Annotated in this window: 22 protein-coding genes; 9 read left to right on the forward strand and 13 right to left on the reverse strand. The window is 62.1% G+C overall.

Translation table 11 applies throughout. The features are described 5' to 3' along the window. Positions 1-27: 27 nt before the first annotated feature. The 6 genes from NKI69_RS20240 to NKI69_RS20265 form a co-directional block, all read right to left on the reverse strand. Positions 28-438, reverse strand: coding sequence for a hypothetical protein (locus tag NKI69_RS20240; RefSeq protein WP_023811012.1), 411 nt, complete (start codon positions 436-438; stop codon positions 28-30). Between the two features lie 209 nt (positions 439-647). Continuing rightward, on the reverse strand, positions 648-1,958 hold the full coding sequence (locus NKI69_RS20245; protein WP_023811011.1) for a flavin monoamine oxidase family protein: 1,311 nt from the start codon (positions 1,956-1,958) through the stop codon (positions 648-650). Positions 1,959-2,057: 99 nt separating this feature from the next. Continuing rightward, the gene (locus NKI69_RS20250; protein WP_352722430.1) at positions 2,058-3,116 is read right to left on the reverse strand and encodes a dipeptidase; all 1,059 of its coding nucleotides are present in this window, start codon (positions 3,114-3,116) and stop codon (positions 2,058-2,060) included. Between the two features lie 144 nt (positions 3,117-3,260). Next, complete coding sequence (locus NKI69_RS20255) at positions 3,261-3,560, reverse strand: GNAT family N-acetyltransferase (RefSeq protein WP_023811010.1); 300 nt, start codon at positions 3,558-3,560, stop codon at positions 3,261-3,263. A 2-nt stretch (positions 3,561-3,562) separates the two neighbouring features. Continuing rightward, a complete protein-coding gene (locus tag NKI69_RS20260) occupies positions 3,563-4,183 on the reverse strand; it encodes an alpha/beta hydrolase (RefSeq protein ID WP_023811009.1) in 621 nt (206 codons plus the stop codon). Positions 4,184-4,187: 4 nt separating this feature from the next. Then, positions 4,188-5,120 (reverse strand): VOC family protein, encoded by a 933-nt coding sequence (locus NKI69_RS20265; protein WP_023811008.1) that lies wholly within the window; start codon positions 5,118-5,120, stop codon positions 4,188-4,190. Positions 5,121-5,347: 227 nt separating this feature from the next. On the opposite strand from NKI69_RS20265, the gene NKI69_RS20270 reads away from it, so the two are divergent. Then, entirely contained in the window at positions 5,348-6,916 is a 1,569-nt protein-coding gene (locus tag NKI69_RS20270; protein ID WP_352722431.1) for an alkaline phosphatase family protein, read from the forward strand. A 48-nt stretch (positions 6,917-6,964) separates the two neighbouring features. Here NKI69_RS20270 and NKI69_RS20275 read toward each other — a convergent pair whose 3' ends face one another. Continuing rightward, positions 6,965-8,302, reverse strand: coding sequence for a PRC-barrel domain-containing protein (locus NKI69_RS20275; protein WP_023811006.1), 1,338 nt, complete (start codon positions 8,300-8,302; stop codon positions 6,965-6,967). Positions 8,303-8,556: 254 nt separating this feature from the next. Between NKI69_RS20275 and NKI69_RS20280 the strand changes: the two genes are divergently transcribed. Next, positions 8,557-9,477: a diacylglycerol/lipid kinase family protein gene (locus NKI69_RS20280; protein WP_023811005.1), complete on the forward strand. Its 921-nt coding sequence runs from the start codon at positions 8,557-8,559 to the stop codon at positions 9,475-9,477. A 29-nt stretch (positions 9,478-9,506) separates the two neighbouring features. Here the strand turns inward: NKI69_RS20280 and NKI69_RS20285 are convergent, their stop codons facing one another. Next, positions 9,507-9,710, reverse strand: a complete 204-nt coding sequence (locus tag NKI69_RS20285) for a hypothetical protein (protein WP_023811004.1) — start codon at positions 9,708-9,710, stop codon at positions 9,507-9,509. Between the two features lie 149 nt (positions 9,711-9,859). Here NKI69_RS20285 and NKI69_RS20290 point away from each other — a divergent pair, with 149 nt between their 5' ends. After that, the gene (locus tag NKI69_RS20290; protein ID WP_023811003.1) at positions 9,860-11,392 is read left to right on the forward strand and encodes a sensor histidine kinase; all 1,533 of its coding nucleotides are present in this window, start codon (positions 9,860-9,862) and stop codon (positions 11,390-11,392) included. 13 nt (positions 11,393-11,405) lie between these two features. On the opposite strand, the gene NKI69_RS20295 is transcribed toward NKI69_RS20290, so the two are convergent. The 3 genes from NKI69_RS20295 to NKI69_RS20305 all read right to left on the reverse strand — a co-directional run bounded on the left by NKI69_RS20295 (position 11,406) and on the right by NKI69_RS20305 (position 13,090). Beyond that, on the reverse strand, positions 11,406-11,864 hold the full coding sequence (locus tag NKI69_RS20295) for a hypothetical protein (RefSeq protein ID WP_352722432.1): 459 nt from the start codon (positions 11,862-11,864) through the stop codon (positions 11,406-11,408). 11 nt (positions 11,865-11,875) lie between these two features. Beyond that, complete coding sequence (locus NKI69_RS20300; protein WP_023811001.1) at positions 11,876-12,202, reverse strand: ElaB/YgaM/YqjD family protein; 327 nt, start codon at positions 12,200-12,202, stop codon at positions 11,876-11,878. Between the two features lie 126 nt (positions 12,203-12,328). Then, positions 12,329-13,090: a Crp/Fnr family transcriptional regulator gene (locus NKI69_RS20305; protein WP_256747408.1), complete on the reverse strand. Its 762-nt coding sequence runs from the start codon at positions 13,088-13,090 to the stop codon at positions 12,329-12,331. Between the two features lie 205 nt (positions 13,091-13,295). Between NKI69_RS20305 and NKI69_RS20310 the strand changes: the two genes are divergently transcribed. Then, positions 13,296-13,607 carry a response regulator gene (locus NKI69_RS20310; protein WP_050592687.1) on the forward strand — a complete coding sequence of 104 codons (312 nt, stop codon included), beginning with the start codon at positions 13,296-13,298 and terminating at the stop codon, positions 13,605-13,607. Positions 13,608-13,620: 13 nt separating this feature from the next. On the opposite strand, the gene NKI69_RS20315 is transcribed toward NKI69_RS20310, so the two are convergent. Together NKI69_RS20315 and NKI69_RS20320 are read right to left on the reverse strand one after the other, a co-directional pair. Continuing rightward, positions 13,621-14,172, reverse strand: coding sequence for an RNA polymerase sigma factor (locus tag NKI69_RS20315; RefSeq protein WP_013529285.1), 552 nt, complete (start codon positions 14,170-14,172; stop codon positions 13,621-13,623). Between the two features lie 3 nt (positions 14,173-14,175). Further along, entirely contained in the window at positions 14,176-14,379 is a 204-nt protein-coding gene (locus NKI69_RS20320) for a NepR family anti-sigma factor (protein WP_023810998.1), read from the reverse strand. 213 nt (positions 14,380-14,592) lie between these two features. Between NKI69_RS20320 and NKI69_RS20325 the strand changes: the two genes are divergently transcribed. The 5 genes from NKI69_RS20325 to NKI69_RS20345 all read left to right on the forward strand — a co-directional run bounded on the left by NKI69_RS20325 (position 14,593) and on the right by NKI69_RS20345 (position 17,687). Continuing rightward, the gene (locus NKI69_RS20325; RefSeq protein ID WP_023810997.1) at positions 14,593-15,387 is read left to right on the forward strand and encodes a response regulator; all 795 of its coding nucleotides are present in this window, start codon (positions 14,593-14,595) and stop codon (positions 15,385-15,387) included. A gap of 171 nt (positions 15,388-15,558) precedes the next feature. Continuing rightward, positions 15,559-15,726, forward strand: a complete 168-nt coding sequence (locus NKI69_RS20330) for a DUF1328 domain-containing protein (protein WP_013529282.1) — start codon at positions 15,559-15,561, stop codon at positions 15,724-15,726. Positions 15,727-15,902: 176 nt separating this feature from the next. After that, positions 15,903-16,934 carry a sensor histidine kinase gene (locus NKI69_RS20335; protein ID WP_164893021.1) on the forward strand — a complete coding sequence of 344 codons (1,032 nt, stop codon included), beginning with the start codon at positions 15,903-15,905 and terminating at the stop codon, positions 16,932-16,934. A gap of 129 nt (positions 16,935-17,063) precedes the next feature. Next, positions 17,064-17,240, forward strand: coding sequence for a hypothetical protein (locus NKI69_RS20340; protein ID WP_127295168.1), 177 nt, complete (start codon positions 17,064-17,066; stop codon positions 17,238-17,240). Positions 17,241-17,360: 120 nt separating this feature from the next. Beyond that, positions 17,361-17,687: a hypothetical protein gene (locus tag NKI69_RS20345; protein WP_352722433.1), complete on the forward strand. Its 327-nt coding sequence runs from the start codon at positions 17,361-17,363 to the stop codon at positions 17,685-17,687. Positions 17,688-17,713 lie beyond the last annotated feature (26 nt).

The raw sequence follows: 17,713 nt of genomic DNA on the forward strand, positions 1-17,713 counted from the left end.
ACGGTTTCGGATCATGCTTCGACAAAATCAGAAAATATTCGGCGTGTCGGCCAAGGGCGCGGCATAGGCGATCATGCGGATGGCGCGGTTCTTGTGTGTTCCGGACTGTTCGGCGATGGCGCGCAGGCAATCGATACTCTCGGCACCCCAGGCCTGGCCCTTGCAGGCGAAGTCGGTCACCGGCACCGGCAGACGCGCGGTCCTGGTCGTCGTCTGCGCGCCGTCGATGAGATTGGACGGCGGATTCAACGAAGCGAAGGCCGGCCCGATTGTCGGCGTGAACGCCATGCCGACGAAGGCGCAAGCAGCCAGCACCATGAACATCGCCATGGGGTGGTCGCTGGCCCGCTGGCGCAGCGCCAGTTTCGGACGGCGGTCATTGCGTTCTGGAGCCTGAAGGCGGCTCTCGCCGCGGATCGTCTGGATTTTCGCATGCATTGCCTTCCCCTTCGCTGAGTTTCTTTTGGCGGTGAAATGAACTTATCCGCACTTTGTAACGACGATGGGGTGGCGAAGGACTGGCACTGTAACGAGTTCGAAACAGCATTCGGGCGAAGTCGGGCAAAATCGGGCATAGCTTCGACGGCGCTCGGGCTCGAGGCGCAACCCGACCGATCTTGCCAAACAGTTTTTCGAAAAGACCAGGCTCATGCCGGAGCTTGAAGCTCGGCAATGATCTTGTGCGCGGCGATACGCCCGGCAATAATAGCGCCCTCGACATACCCCGGAAACGACGGCGAGAGTTCTGAACAGGCGAGATACACCGGGGGTGCGCCGGCAAGGATCGTTCGCTCGGCATCTCTTGCTGTCACGTCGACAACAAGATCGCTGTACGCGCCGCCGCTCCAGCGATCTCCTACCCAGTCACGCAAACTGAAATCGATGACGTCGCCGGCACTCGGGCCAAGGGCTGCCTCCAACCGGCCGGTCACCTCCGCACGCAGTTCCGGCTCGCCGAGGTCGCGCCAGCGCAGCGCGAGCGGCCCGCCGACGAACACGACGAGCGCGGCATGCTCCACATCCTTGCCGGCGTCGCAGGCAAACAGTCCCGGCGGATCGAGCCACATCACCATGCCGTTCAAATCCCGCCCGCGCCAAAACGGTTTGGCATAGCGCACCAGGATCTTGATAGCCGCGCCGCTTTTCCAGGCGCCGAGCGCCCGCCGTAGTCCAGCCGGCAAGGCAGGGACAAAGGCGAGCTCCGTCACCGTCGCCGGGGGGACGGCAACCAGAACCGCGCGCGCCTCGATGGCACCCCCGGCCGAAACGACAAGAACACCTTGCGAACTGTGCTCGATGCGCGTGACGGGCTCGCTGAGCCGCAACCGATCGCCAAGGTCGCGGGCCAGATCGTCGGCCAGTGAATGCATGGTTTCGCGCACGAAATATTGCAGCTCCGGCACCTCGTTGGTGACGCGTCGGTCATTGTCGATCAGATACCAGAGAGGAATCCGATCCAGCGCCATGCACCAGAGACCTTCGATCATCGAACGGAAGACGGCCCTGGCATCGGCGGAATCGCGCTGGCGGGCAAGCCAGTCGGCAACGGCCAGTCCGGCAATCGAGACGTCGTCCGGATCGATCCCGTTCATGCGCTCGCGGATTGCCATTGCCGCGTCATAGATCCGCTCTGCTCTCTGTACGGACATCGTCGGCTGGGTAATGAAATCGCCATCGACATAGGTTTCAACCAGCGTCTTGCCGCGTGCTTCGACCAGGGCCATCAATTCCGGCATGTCCTCGCACAGGAACTGGCCGCCACTATCGATCCGTTCGCCAAGTCCGTTCAGTCGGGACTCGACGCGTCCGCCAACGCGGTCGCGTGCTTCGAGCAGGATGAAATCGATGCCGGCCTTCTTCATCTCGAGCGCCGCCGACAGGCCTGTGAAACCCGCACCGACGATGACGACATCGGTTCGCTCGAATTCGCCGCCCTCATCCGTGAAGGTCTTCAGCATTGCCGGCTATCAACCCAGTCGCATCCGGCTTCCACAGACGAAGTATGTCCTTGTCGACATATGCCGGCGGGCCGCACACGCCATGCCGCAGGCTTGTCTCTAACCTATCGTTTTCTCGAGCATATTGAGCCAGTTGCGATAGGCGATTTTTTCGATCAGTGCGCGGCCGAAACCGCGTGCCGCCAATGCATCGATCAGCTTCGGCAGGCCGGCGACATCCCCGATGACGGCCGGGATCATGGCGCCGTCGAAATCGGAGCCAAGACCAACGCCATCCTCACCCAGCGCCTGCAGCAGCGAATCGATATGCCGCACCATGATATCGAGGCTGGTGTCGGCATTCATGCGACCGTCCTCGCGCAGGAAGCCTGTTGCGAAGTTCAGCCCGACCATGCCGCCGGTTTCGCGGATCGCGCCGAGCTGCCAGTCGGTCAAGTTGCGCGAATGGCCGCAGATCGCGTGCACGTTGGAATGGGTCGCGACCAGCGGCGCATCGCTGAGCGCCGCGACATCGCGAAAGCCCTTCTCGTTGAGATGCGACAGGTCGATCATGATCTTCAACTGGTTGCATGCCTTGACCAGCGCCTTGCCGGCATCGGTCAGGCCGGGTCCGGTGTCGGGCGAGGACGGGAAGCGGAACGGCACGCCGTGGCCGAAGGCGTTCGGACGGCTCCAGACGATGCCGAGCGAGCGCAGGCCGGCTTCATGCAGCACGTCGAGCAGGGTGAGCTCGGGATCGATCGCCTCGACCCCTTCGATGTGGAACACCGCGGCGATCGAACCTTGCGCCATGGCATTGCGCACATCGCCGGCGCTGCGGCAGACGGTGAGCGCTCCGGCCCGTTCCAGCCTGAACAGGATCGAGGCCATGGCGATCGTCGAGGTCAGCGCCTCATTGCGCGGAACCTCGGGCGGCAGCGGTTCGGCGACGCTCGGCGCCAGGGGCACGGCGCCGCGCCTGGATTTCTCGACAGGCGGCGGAAAGATGGCGAACATGCCCCCGGCGAAGCCGCCGGCTTTCGCGCGTGGCAGGTCGATATGGCCGCCCGATTTCCCCTCGATGAACAGTTTTTCGACGTCCGTGTCTTTCGACTGATAGAGTCTGAGCAACGTATCGTTGTGGCCGTCGAAGACGGGAACGAGATCGGTTTCGGTCATTGGGGGATCATTCGGTTCGTTTGTCGGCGCGGCGGCTAGGATATATCCTATCTACTTAGGCAGGATGCGCCACCCGCGCAAATGCCAAAGCCGCCCCGGCAGGATGGCAGCCGCTTGCCGCGCCGTTTCCAAGCAACGAAATCCCTACCGCTTCAGCACGTCGGCCCATTCCTGATGGCGGCGGAACTGGGCGTTGGCGAACGGGCAGAGCGGGATGATCTTCTTGCCTGCCGCACGCGCATCCTCGACGGCGCGGGTGACGAGCCGAAGCCCGGCACCCTGGCCGCGAAAGACGTCCGGCACTTCGGTGTGGTCGATGATGATCTGGTGCTCACCGATCTTGGTGAAGGTCATCTCGGCCTCGGCGCCATCGGGTCCACGCAGGACATAGCGGCCCTTGGAACCGCGATCCTCAAGTTCGATCTCAGGCAGTTGTTCAGGCATCGCTATGCTCCTTGGGCAGCATCGGCAAAGAACCGCCGTGCCGCCTCGATCTCGTTTGGCCGCACCTCGTGCCCGCCATCGTGCCATTCCACTGTGACATCGGCGCCGTCGGCACGCAAATAGGCCTCGAGCCGCGTGGTCAGGTTCGGCGGACAGATCGGGTCGCGCTTGCCGGCGGTCATCAGGATATGGCGGCCGGCGAGGCTGCCCTTGACCTGCGGCTCGAACGGGATCAGCGGATGCATCAGCACCGACGCGTCGAACAGCGCCGGAACCGCGAACACCACCGAGGCCAGGACATTGGCGCCGTTGGAATAGCCGAGACCCAGCACGGCCGATGGCTTCGCTGCTTCTACATGGGCCTTGACGAAGCCCGCCATCTTATCCGTCGCCCGCGCCAGATCGTCCATATCGTAGACGCCCTCGCCGGTGCGGCGAAAGAAGCGCGCGGCACCCTGTTCCAACACATCACCGCGCGGCGAGATGATGGTTGCCTGGGGCGCGAGATCGCGCCCCAGCGACAGAAGCTGGTTCTCATCGGCCCCAGTGCCGTGGAAGACGAACAGCAATGGACCGCCCGGCGAACCGGGCAGCAGCTTGTGGATGTAAGCGTCCTTGCTCATGACCTCAGCCTTCCAGGCTCTGCAGATGCTGTTCAAGATACGGCCGCAGGTGCTGATGCTGCGACGGCAGCTTCAGCGCTTCGCCCAGATGAGCGGTATCCTCGTCGCGATCGAAACCCGGCTCGTTGGTGGCGACTTCGAACAGCACGCCACCCGGTGTGCGGAAATAGATCGCCCAGAAGTAGTCGCGATCGATCACCGGCGTCACCCCATAGCCCGTGTCCATCAACGCCTTGCGCACCTCGAGCTGCCTGGCGCGGTTCTCGACCGCGAAGGCGACGTGATGGACGGAGCCGGCACCGAGATCGGCGAAGGCCGTGCTCGGCAGCGATTCGATGTCGATAACATCGGCGCCATTGCCGTTCTTCACCGCCAGCCGCCTGAGATTGCCGGACTTGTCGACTTCCTCATAGCCCATGAACTTCAGCAGCTCCTCAGTGGCGCCGCCATCCTTCAGCCTGAGCGATACCGAATGGAAACCGCGGATCGCCTGGTCGACCGGAACACCGCCTTTCGCCCAGGGCGCTCTGCCGTCGCCCTTGCCCTCGACCAGCGCGAAGCCGTCACCATCCGGTCCGGCAAAAGTCAGGCGCTTCTCGCCGAAGGTCTCTTCGCGCGAGAGGCCGGTGACGCCCTCATCGGCAAAACGTTTTTCCCAATAGGCAAGCGTGCCTTCCGGCACCGAGTAGACGGTGGTTCCGACTTCGCCGACGCCATGCCGGCCCTTGCCGATGTCGGGGAAAGGGAAATAGGTCATCACCGAACCCGGCGTGCCGGTCTCATTGCCATAATAGAGATGATAGACGTCGGGCGCGTCGAAATTGACAGTCTTCTTGACCCGGCGCTGGCCGAGTTTCCTGGTGAAGAAATCGTTGTTCTGGCGGGCATCCCTGGCCATCGACGTGACGTGATGCAGGCCCTTGATCTGGTCGAGCATTGTCTTGCTCCTTCCCTTGGTACTTGTGCGGCCCTCGCCGCTGTCCATGCCAATATGAGGACCCGAGCAGTTTACGCAAAGGCGGCAAACACAGAATGGACTGTGTCGCAAAAGTGAACGATGGAACAGAGTTCGTTCACCAATTGGCTCGCAGAGTCGGGCTTGCGCCGTGGCCAGAATTCGTTTCCATGAACGGCATTCGACATTCCGGGACAAAGGTATCGTGAGTGACTGGAAAAGCCAGGCGGCCCAACATTCTCCTGATCACATGCGATCAGTGGCGTGGCGATTGTCTGTCCGCAGCCGGTCATCCGGTTGTGCAGACGCCGAACGCCGACGCACTGGCCGGGGAGGGTGTGCTGTTCAAGCGGCACTATGGCGGCGCGGCGCCCTGCTCGCCCGCCCGCGCCTGCCTCTACACCGGTCTCTACCAGATGAACAACCGCGTCTGCCGCAACGGCACGCCGCTCGACGCGCGCCACGGCAACATCGCGCTCTCGGCTCGGGCCTTGGGCTATGATCCGACGCTGTTCGGCTACACCGACGTCTCGCTCGATCCGCGCCTGCTGGCCAAGGGCGATCCGCGGCTGCAAAGCTATGAAGGCGTGCTGCCCGGCTTTACGGTGCGCCAGTTGCTGCCGGAGCACCAGAAGCAATGGCTATCCTGGCTGGAGCTGCAAGGTGTCGACGCCAGCGCCGGCTCCCCCGACATCCACCGTCCGCTGGCCGACGGCGCCGGGACCACCATCAGCAACGCGCCGCCCGTCTACCGCGGGCAACAAACCCCGGCGGCCTTCCTGACCGGCGAATTCACGCGTTGGCTTGGCGAACAGGAGCACGCCGCGCCGTGGTTCGCGCATCTTTCCTTCATCAGCCCGCACCCGCCCTTCATTGCCCCGGAGCCCTACAATACAATGTACGATCCGGCTGACGGCCCGGCCTTCCGGCGCGCGGCAAGCTGGCAGGAAGAGGCGGAAAACCATCCCTATCTAGCCTATGATCTCGGCCGGCAGAAACAGATAAAATTCCGGCCCGAAGCCAGAGACAAGGTGCACGACTGGAGCGAAGACGATTTTCGCCGCATCCGCGCGATCTATTACGGCATGATTTCCGAGGTCGACGCGCAGCTCGGCCGCGTCTGGCAAGCACTTAAGGCCGCGGGCGCGTGGGACGACACCATCATCGTGCTCACCTCGGACCATGCCGAGATGATGGGCGACCATTTCATGCTGGGCAAGGGCGGCTATTTCGACGGCAGCTACCACATTCCGCTGATTGTCCGCGATCCGCGCCACGGCAAGGCTGCCGGCGGCCGTGTCGACAGCTTCACCGAAGCGGTCGACATTTTGCCGACCCTTCTCGACCTACTCGGCGAAAAGCCCGCGCCGCATCTCGACGGCGCCTCGCTGAAGCCGTTCCTGAGCGGAGAAACCCCTGCGGCGTGGCGCGATGCCGCGCATTGGGAGTTTGACTTCCGCTCGATTGCCGCGGGCGAGGCCGAAAACCATTTCGGCATCGCCGCACGTCAATGCAACCTCGCCGTTATCCGCACGGAACATTTCAAGTATGTGCATTTCGGCGGCAACCTGCCGCCGCTGCTGTTCGATCTGGAAAACGATCCGGGCGAGCTGGACAATCTCGCGGCCGACCCCAGTCATCTCACCGTGCGCCTGGAATTCGCCGAACGGCTGCTCGCCTGGCGGGCCGAACATCTCGACCAGTCGTTGGCACTGGCCGAATTGACCGAGAACGGCCTAGTCGGCCATGCCGCTGGCCTGCCACCTGGCCACACATAAATAAAGCCCGCGCCGTTGCCAGCGCGGGCTTCATTTGGCTGAACAGAATTACCTTACGATCATGCGCTGCTGATCGCGCTGTTCGGCATAGCTGCCCTTGTCATAGGCGGTTTGAGCCTCAAGCTGTTCCTTGGTGAAGGTCGTGTAAAGATATTTGTTGCCGTCCTTATCGGTCATGAATTTGAGATTATCCATGCCGACCGCGACCTCCTTCTCACCGATGCCGAGGAAGCCGCCGACGTCGACGATCACCGCGTCGGCCTTCTTGTCGGGCGCAAGCACGACATCGCCGATCTCGCCGACCCTGGCGTCGTTGGCGCCGTAGACAGTCGTGCCCTTCAGGTCATCGGCACGAATCTCGCCGACCGGCATCTCGGTCAACGTCGACTTGTCGATGGCGGCAGTCTGTGTCTGGTCGGGAGCCGAGGCGTCAGGGGTCGTCGCGGCCGGAGCTTCGGCGGTCTTGTCTGCCGGAGCGACAGCAGGAGCCGTGGTGTCAGAGGGCACAGCTGCCGGAGCGGTGGCCGCAGGCTCATTGGAAGCCGTCGTTGCCGGCGCCGGATCATAGGCCTTGCGGTCGAAATCCGGCTGCGCCTGCAGCTCTTCCTTGGTGGTCTGGGCGACCAGCCAGCGGTCGCCATCCTTCTCGGCCCACTGCGCCTTGGAGAAGTCATAGGTGACGTTCTTGGCGCCGAGACCAAGGAAACCACCAACACCGATGACAAGGGACTCGGCCTTGCCTTCCCTAGTCAGCACGATGTCATTGACGTCACCGATATTCTGCGCGTCGTCGCCGGTGCCGTTATAGACGTTTTCACCGATGATGTTGGTGGCAAGGTTACCATCCGCGCGCTTCACCGGTTCCGCCGGTGCGGCGTTCATGTCGGCCGGCTTTTGTGCCGTATCCGTCGTAGCGGGTGCCGTCGGTGCTGTCGCGTCGGTCGATGCGGCAGGCGCCGGGGCCGGCGCGTAGGGCTTGCTGTCGAATTCTGCCTGTGCCGTCAGCTCGTCCCTGGTCGTCGGGGCCACCAGCCAGCGGTCACCATTCTTTTCGGCCCACTGCAGCTTGCTGTAGTCGAAGGCAACGCTTTTGGCGCCGACGCCCAGAAAACCGCCGACGTCGATGACAACGGATTTCGCCTGCCCATCCTTGTCGAAGACGACGTCGCTGACCTTGCCGATGTTCTCGGCATCATCGCCGGTGCCGTTGTAGACGGATTCACCGATGATGTTGGTGACGATGCTGCCCTCTGCGCGGACTGCTGCAGCGCCTGACTCCTGAACGGCGGGGCTCTGCGCCGGCGTCGGGGTCGTCGCACTCTGCGCATAAGCGCCGGTGGCGATCAGTGTTGCGAGTGCGGTCGTGGCTAAAAGATTGCGGATCATGATAGTCTCTCCTCGTGCCTGATCTCATGCGCCGCGTCTTCGCTGGGGAAATCGGACGCGGCATCTACAGGTTCACAACGTCGTGACCAGTCTGTTGTTCCGACAAACCGCTGCCGTCCGGGAAACGAAACCACAGAAATATCGGGCCGCCGGGCAGCCCACGCGTAGCTAGGGAACCTTTCCGTCGCCGCCGCGTTTCAGCCATCGGCTGGGTGTGTCCCGGCCACTTTTCGGCTGACATGGTGGAGCGGGGCATGAAATTCGCAGCGGTGCTGAACCGGGATGGCGGCACTTTGCGCACCACCGACCTCGCCGCATTCTCCGACCGGATGCATCAAACGCTGGAAGCGGCGGGTCACTCGCTCAGCATCGAAATTGTCGCCGGCAAGGACGTGGTGGAAACGCTCGACAGCGCAGCTTCGCGTCGCTCGGTCGACATCGTGCTGGCGGGTGGCGGCGACGGGACCATTTCCGCCGCGGCTGCCCGGCTGATGGGCACGAAGAAGGCGCTAGCCATATTGCCGGCCGGCACCATGAACCTGTTCGCACGCGGGCTGGGCATTCCGCAGTCGCTCGACGGCGCGCTGAAATCCTTCGCCGACGGCGAAATCATCGCAGTGGACGTGGCGACGGCCAATGGCCAACCTTTCGTGCACCAGTTCTCGATCGGCATGCATGCGAAGATGGTGCAACTGCGCCAGAAGATGGAGTTCGGTTCGCGGTTGGGAAAGATCCGCGCCTCGGCCAAGGCGGCTTGGGCGACGATCAACAATCCACCTGCGATGAATGTGACACTCAGCATCGGCGAGGCCGAAATGGCGGCCCGCATCACCGGCATTGGCGTCACCAACAATTTGTTCGGCGAAGGCCATTTGCCCTACACCGACAATCCGGCGGGCGGCGTGCTTGGTGTCTATGTCACGGTGGCGAAGCAGCGCGCCGAACTGGTCAAGTTCTTCTTCAACGTGGCGCGCGGCAAATGGCGCGACAACGAACATGTCGAAATCCACCAGACGAACAGAACGGTGCTGAGAATCCATTCGAGCAGCCGCAAGTTTCGCGCCGTCATGGACGGCGAACTGGTCAGGCTTGACCGTGAAACGGTAATCGAGATCCAGCCTGGCGCGCTGAATGTACTGGTGCCGGCGAGCGCGGCTCAATCGAGAGCCGCCTGATGCGGTGCGTTGCATCCAACAAACCGGCTTTAACCAGCAGGAGCCTCTTCGGTGGTGTTGGGCGGTGTGGGGACATGCTGTTCATCGCTGGTTGGCGTCTTGATCAACACTCCATAGATCTCGGCAATGCCCCACGCGGCAAACACCAGAAGCAATGCGGCGATCAGGATTCGAAATCCATGCCAGCCCCATCGCCCCTGCCGGGCCTTGTTTTCTGGAATGATCTTGGCCATGCTCGATCCCTGTCTCATTCTGCACCAACTGGCGCGCTCGGCAAATCATTGTCGGGTAACGGTTCCTCGCTAGGATGGTTCCGGAAAAGCGCGTTGGCCTTGCACCGTCGCAAGCATGCGGCGGCGATGACCGGGACGAGGCAATTGGGGTGACTGGCAAGACGCAAACAGTGCCCGAGCTGCCCGCCGAAGTTGCGCGCGCAGTCAGGGATGTTGACCGGCTCGCTGTGCTGCACGGGTTGGAGATGCTGGATACGGCGGCCGACCCGGATTTCGACCGCGTCAGCAGCCTTGCCGCGGCGGTGATGCAGGCGCCGATTGCTCTGGTCACACTCGTCGACCTGGAACGGCAGTGGTTCAAATCCTGCTTCGGCCTGGACGAGACCGAAACCACGACCGACGTCTCGTTCTGCGCCCATGCGATTGCCGCCGGCGACGAGCCGATGGTTGTCGTGGATGCAACGACGGACCCCCGTTTCAAGACAAACCCGCTGGTCACCGGAAAGCACCATGTCCGCTTCTATGCCGGCGCACCGATGATCGTGGCAGGTGCCCGCATCGGCACGCTGTGCGTGCTCGACCGCGAGCCGCATGGTTCTCCATCCCGCGCCGAGCTCGACCAGTTGAAGGCGCTCGCCGGCCTCGCCGCCAGCCTGTTCACCCTCAAGGACGCAACCCGCAGCGGCACGATCGCCGAGGCCGCACTGGTTCGCGAGGAAAAACGGCGCGCCATCGCACTCGATGCGGCATCGCTCGCCAGCTGGGCATGGGATATCCGTACCGATATCATCGAATGCGACACATTGATGTCGGAGCTGTTCAACCTGCCGCGCTCCAACCGGTTGCGCGCACGCGACATCCTCACCGCCATCGATCCGCGTGACGTCTACCAGACCGAAACCCGCTTTCGCGACGCCCTGACCGGCAGCGACGACTATTTCGGCGAATACCGGGTGAAGGGCTTTCACCCGCCGCGCTGGCTCGCCACGCGCGGCCGTGTGATCGAGCGTGACGGCGACGGCAAGCCGACATTGATCTTCGGCGTCAACTACGACATCTCCGAGCGCAAGCTCGGCGACGAACGGCAACGGCTGCTGCTGCGTGAGCTCAACCATCGCGTCAAGAACACTTTGGCGACCGTCCAGGCGCTGGCAACACAGACCGTGCGCCATGCCCGCCAGCCAAGCCAGTTCCTCGAGGCCTTCGGCGCCAGGCTTCAGGCCTTGGGCATCGCCCACAATCTGTTGTCGGACCGCGAGTGGCGTGGCATCGGCATCAGTGAACTCGTCCAAATCGAGGTCAAACCTTTCGAAACGGCCGAGCAGCCGCGCATGACGATCTCCGGCGACGACCTGCTGCTGTCGCCCGACCAGGCCATCGGGCTTGGCCTGATCCTGCATGAACTCGCCAGCAACGCGCTGAAATATGGCTCGCTGTCGGTGCCGTCAGGCAGGGTCGACCTCGGCTGGAGGACGCAAGGCAGGAGGGATGCCCGGCGTCTTGTGCTGACCTGGCGTGAAAGCGGCGGCCCGCAAGTCGCTCCGCCGGATCGGCACGGCTTCGGCTCGATCCTCATTCGCCGCAGCCTTGCCAAGGTCATTTCCAGCGAAGTGACCCATGAATTCCGGCCGGAAGGCGTATTTGCCGAAATATCGATGCCCCTGGAAGATCTGTCGAAGTGACCTCCCGACAGCTCTATCTCCGCTCGCTCTCGTCCGGATCGTCGGATTTCACATTCTCGCGGTAGATGGCGTAGGCCGCGAGGGCCACGGCCGGCCCCAGAATGACGCCGAGACCGCCTTTTCCCTTAAGCAGGCTCGGCAGCACGGCGAGTGCGGCGGTGATGCCGATCGCCTTCATGTCGGCATTGCGGCGCTGCGCCCGGCGCCGGGCGCGCGAGCCTGCCGATATCCGGTAGACCAGCAGGACAACCCCGGCAAGCACCAGAAAACCGACGCCGAACCCCAGTGCCGCGGCAAGCGGCCCATAGCGCATCGCCGTCCAGATATAGGCGGCCCCGACAAGAAAGCCGAGACCGCAAAGTGCGGCGGCCATGGCGATCATATAGACGATTGCCGCCGTGCGCGCCCGGTATATGGCGGCCACGGTCTCCCCCGAGGCGAGACCCGAGATCAGGGTTGCCAGCATTCCCATCCGAAGCGCGACTAGCGACGCGCGATGAGCGCGAAAAGGAAGCCGACGCCGGCGGCGATCGCCAGTGACGTCACCGGCTTTTCGCGTACACTTGCCATCATCTGCGCTTCGATGTCCTTGGCATTGCTGCGCAGGCTATCAAAGGCTGCTTCGCCCTGCGCACGCAACTGCTCGACCCCTTCCGTGGCTGCGCGGCGCGCGGTGCCATAACCATGCTCGCCGGTCTTGGCCAGTTGTTTGGTGAGCTTGTCGATGTCGGCCTTCAACTGCCTGATGTCGGCTTCCAGGTCCGCATTTGCACGGGCGTCGTTTGCGGTCTTTCCTGCGGCAGTGGCCATGGCTTAACTCCTTGTGATTGCTTGGTTTCAAACGCGCTGCCCGCCTCAAGGTTCCGGCATTGGGACAAAGTAGCCGAAAACGCATCGGCGCGCACCGGTCCGTCGGCTCCGGCAAGAGACGCTTCCTCAGATTAATGGCCGGCGCGCTTCACCCAGCCCTTCCCAGCCGGCGAGCCGCTTGAGGCCTTCATTGTCGGAGACCACGCAGCCGCCGTCGCGCCAGACGATCAGCTTGCGATCCATCAGCTTGCGGATCGTCTTGTTAGTGTGAACCAGCGACAGGCCGAGCGTATCGGCAATGTGCTGTTGCGTGATCGGTATCTGGACAGATTGGTTGCCATTCAGTCCGACGACCTTGGCGCGGCTGCCGATGAAGGCGATGAGATAGGCAGCGCGCTCGATCGCACTGCGGCGCCCGAGGCTGAGCAGGTTCTCGTCCAGCATCCGCTCTTCACGCGATGCGATCCAGGTGATGTCATAGGCCAGCCCGGGATGATTGCGGTACAGCTCATGCAGATATTCGCGCTCGAAAACACACAGCAGCATCGGCGACAGTGCCTCCACGGAATGCTGCATCTCGCCCATCACACTGCCTTGCAGGCCGATCAGATCGCCGGGCATGAGATAGTTGAGGATTTGGCGGCGGCCGTCCCGCAACAACTTGTAGCGAAACGCCCAGCCGGAGAGCACGGTGTAGAGATGGGCGCTATGGCTTCCCTCCACCAGCACCGTGCCACCCTTTTCGACTGCGAGTTCGCCCTTCTTGAATTTGCTGATGAACGCCAGTTCCTGTTTTTCGAAATCGCGGAAAATCGGCAACGGCCGCAATGGGCAGTTCTCGCAAGGATATTGGCGGCTGGAGAAAGCGCTATTGTTCTGGACTGACATTTCGACCCCCTTCGAAAGCCCGCTCTTGGAGGAGCGCGTTTCCCGTTGCAAGGATTGAGATTCCGCCCGCTTGCCACATGTCTTTTTTAAATGACAGCAAGCGAATTAGCGATCATGACTCCGGCGTTTCAAGGAGTCTTTGCCTGTGCCCACATTGCTTGACGGATTGCGGATTCTGGTCCTGGAGGACGAATTTCTGATCGCCATGGATGTCGAGCAGCTTTGCCGCGACCATGGCGCCGATGAGGTGGTGATCGCCCGTGACCTGACCGAGGTCGATGGCCGCGAGGTCGCCACGCGATTCGATGCAGCCATTGTCGACTTGATGCTGGGCGGTGTCTCGACGATCGATTTCGCCTCCGGCCTGCGCGCGGCAGGCATACCTTTCGTGTTTGCGTCGGGCTATTCGGATGCAGAGGAGATCAAGGCATCGTTTCCGGGCGTCAGGCTGATTGGCAAACCCTATTCGGGTGAAGACCTCGTGCAAGCGGTCGCCGCGGCCTGCGGACGCGCTTGAGACACGATCGCGGTCAGCTTGCCGGCGAGCTCGTTACCTGGGCCGAAATTGCGTCCGGACCATACTCGTCCTCGCCTGATATTTTCAGGATCTCCTGCAAGCGCGTACGGGCTCGGCTGACGCGGCTCTTGATCGTCCCCACCGCGCAACCGCAGATCTCGGCGGCCTCCTCGTAGGAGAAACCAGACGCGCCGATGAGGATGATGGCTTCGCGTTGGTCCTCCGGCAATTGTTCCAGCGCCCCACGAAAATCCTTCAGGTCAAGCTGGCCGTGCTGAGCCGGATGAACGGCAAGCCTGGCCGTCATGATACCGTCGCTGTCCTGCACTTCGCGCCCGCGCTTGCGCATCTGCGAATAGAACTCGTTGCGCAGGATGGTGAAAAGCCAGGCCTTGAGGTTGGTGCCGGGCTGGAAGCTCTCATGCTTGTCCCAAGCCTTGACGAGCGTTTCCTGGACGAGGTCGTCGGCTTTATCGGCATTTTGAGTCAGCGACACGGCGAACGCGCGCAGACTTGGGATTGCCCCAAGCAGATCGGTCTTGAAGCCTTGGGAGACCGCGGCCATGCCTCAGTCCTTCTTCTGTGCGGGTTCAGCCTGTTCCAGCTGGCTAAGCAACTGGGAAAAGCGATCCGGCACATCGTCGGAGACCAGCGCGTCGTAATATTGTTTGAGTTTGCGTCCGATTTCGGAGTTCGGTCCAAGAGCATCACCAGAACCGTTCCGGCGCCTGCTCTCGGCGCCAGCCAGAATATCTTTCGTCATATCCTTCATTTTGCCCTTGTATTCCCAGCGCTCAAGCCGCTCTTATCATACTCAACACAACGCAAGCGGCGCCCTCGTCTGGTTGCCCATCCCGACCACAAACGCCACTCCCCGGCTTTTGTTCCGTCGAGGCGGAACTTTTTCAAAAAATCCGCGTTAACGTCAGGGCTTGCAGTCAGCTTGACCTATGCAATCACGTCATTCTGAGGGAGACGTCTTACCATGAGCTTATCCGCCACCATCGCACCACATCTGCCCTTCCTGCGCCGCTTCTCGCGGGCTGTTTCCGGGTCGCAAGAGAGTGGTGATGCGCTGGTAGCCGCGATGCTCGAGGCCATCATCGCCGATATCGAGATATTTCCCGAAGCATCGAGCGACCGCATCGCGCTGTACAAGGTTTTCGCCAAGCTGTTCACATCCGTCGCCATCCGCGTCCCGCAGGAGCAGGCGCAATCGGCGTGGGAACAGCGCACCGCCGCCAATCTGAATGCGATCGCGCCGCGGCCTCGTCAGGCCTTTCTGCTCGTGGCTGTCGAAGGCTTCAGCGAGGACGAAGCGGCTGAGATCCTCGACGTCGGCGACCAGGAGTTTTCAGAGCTGCTAGCCCAGGCGAGCAACGAGATATCCCGTCAGGTGGCAACCGACGTTCTGATCATCGAGGATGAACCACTGATCGCCATGGATATCGAAGAAATGGTAGAGAGCCTCGGGCACCGCGTCGTTGGAACGGCGCGCACCCATGCCGAGGCAGTGATGATGTTCGGCAAGACACGGCCGAAGATGGTGCTGGCCGACATCCAGCTTGCCGACGGCAGTTCCGGCATCGAGGCCGTGAACGAGATCCTGTCATCGACGTCGGTGCCGGTCATCTTCATCACCGCCTTCCCCGAGCGCCTCTTGACCGGCGAACGGCCGGAACCGGCCTTTCTGGTCACCAAGCCGTTCAATCCCGACATGGTCAAGGCGCTGATCAGCCAGGCACTGTTCTTTGACCGCCAGGCGAAAGCCGCCGCATAGTCGTGAATTGGGGAAGTGGTAATCGTGCCGCCTGATGCACGCGGGCGGCGACGGTGAAATTCCTGCGCGCTTCCTGCTTGAACGATTTGCAAGCTCGGTCTTTTTCGGCAAAGGGTGGGAACAAACCGCAGCCACCCACGTTTTTATCGCACCATTCGAAGGAGATGCATCATGCTTTACTGGGCGCTCGTATTTCTCGTCGTTGCGATCATCGCCGGCGCGCTTGGTTTCGGCGGCATCGCCGGTACATCTGCCGGCATAGCGCAGATATTGTTTTTCATCTTCCTCGCTTTCCTGGTCATTTCGCTTCTTGCGGGCCTGTTCAAACGGGCTTCATAACAACGAACGGCCGAACACTGGAAGCCGCACCCCTCAAACGGTTTCCAGCCACCGCCGGGCGGTGTCCTAAAGGACGCCGTCCGGCGGACCGTTTTTTGGCGGCGGGTTCGGGAAACCTGTTTGGAACCCATTCACCGGTGAGCCGTTCAGCCTGAATTGGGTGGACAGTTTGGCCGATGGGTTCCAGGACCGGAAACAGGAAGGACGACGTGCAAAGCGATGAAGTCATCGCCCTCCATCCTGCCGAAAGCGGCATGCAGCTCGGCCGCGCCCTTCTTCACGCGTTGCACAATGCCGGCATTTCCGTTCTCTACCAGGATCGCGAGATGAAAACCGTATGGGCGCGCAACATGCGTGCGCCCTGGGTTTCGGACACCACCGACAGCATCGGTATTCTGCCGGAGGCGCAGGCCGACCGCATCGGCGCGGCCAAGCGCGACGTCATTGCATCCGGCAACCCCCAACGTCTCGAGATCAGCGTTCCCGTCGAGGATGGCAGCCGCTGGTTTGAGGTCTGGATCGATGCCGACCACGGCGACGGCGGCACGGTGCAAGGCGTCGTCACCACAATGGTCGAGACGACCGAGCAAAAGCGCCGCGAGCAGACCCTGACGACGCTGTTGCGGGAGGTAAGCCATCGCTCCAAAAACCTGCTGGCGATCATCCAGAGCATAGCCACCCAGACCGGTCGCTACTCCGACAGCATCGGCGATTTCCTGACACGCTTTCGCGGCCGGCTGCAATCGCTGGCTTCGTCCCAAGATCTCGTGACCTCTTCCAACTGGCGGGGTGCAGCACTTCGCGAACTCGTATCGGGCCAGGTGGGCCGCTACGGCGGCGATCCGGTTCGCAGCCTGAGATTTCAGGGGGCAAACCCCTATCTCAATCCCAACGCTGCCCTGCATATCGGCCTTGCGATGCATGAACTCGCCGTCAATTCGGTGAGCTATGGCGCCCTGTCGCGGCCCGATGGATTCGTCGATGTTACAGCTAACCTGACCGCCGCCGACACGGGAACCTCCCTGTCCCTGACATGGGCCGAGGCAATCGGAGCCAGTGATGTTAGGCGTAGCGAGAAGCGCTTCGGCAGCGTCGCACTCGAACGGGTCGTGCCGACGTCGCTGAACGGAACGGCGACGCTCGAAATCGCGGCTGGCCGTCTCGAGTACCGCCTTGTCGTTCCGCACGGCAATTTCGAGACGGATTGAGCGACCCGAGCTTCCTTAACCAGCTGTTCACCATAAAAGCAGATGCTGTTTTTCCCAGATACCGCTGGAACTTGTTGCATCACCGAACATTTCCGCAGCAGGATTGCAGCATGGTGCGGGAGGAATGCCTTGACGGTTGCCGACATGAACAGACTGGAGCAGGCCGCCCGGATTTCCATGGGCGAGTTTGAGGACTCCGAGGCATCCGCGCCACCGCTGGCCCCTGTTCCCAATGGGGCCTTGCGCCTTGTCGCGCTGGGCCTGCTGGCCGTGATCGCGGTGGTCGCCCTGTACCAATTGGTCTGAGGCCAGCTCGTTTCGGCCGGTGACAGAATCGATTGTCGCCCTCTTACTTCCCTGCCCGGCCCAGCGAGCCAGGAACTTTGGCGAATGTAGACCGTTACTATGGCGAGAGGACTTCCCGCCATGGAACATATCGCTGCATTGCTGCTGGTCATCGGTTGCTCGAACACGATGGCCGACTGCCGTGAACTCCAGGTACCCAGAAGCGTTTTCGCGAGCGCCGAGCAATGCGTGGCCGAACGCCCGTTCGCCTTGGGCGACGTGCAAGGGCAGGCTGACAACATCGTCGCCAAATGCCTTGCCGTCGATCCGGCGCTTGAAGACGACTATGATAAGATCGTCTGGAATGTGCGCGCCGATGGTACGCTTGACGCGTCTTTGGCAATTTCCAGCCTCGTAATGGCGTCGAACGCGGCACGCCCAGAAAAAGACTATCTTCGCCAACAATAGATTGCAGCAGCAAAGGCCGTCATTTC

Source organism: Mesorhizobium sp. M0491, from assembly GCF_040321265.1.
Lineage (GTDB): Bacteria > Pseudomonadota > Alphaproteobacteria > Rhizobiales > Rhizobiaceae > Mesorhizobium.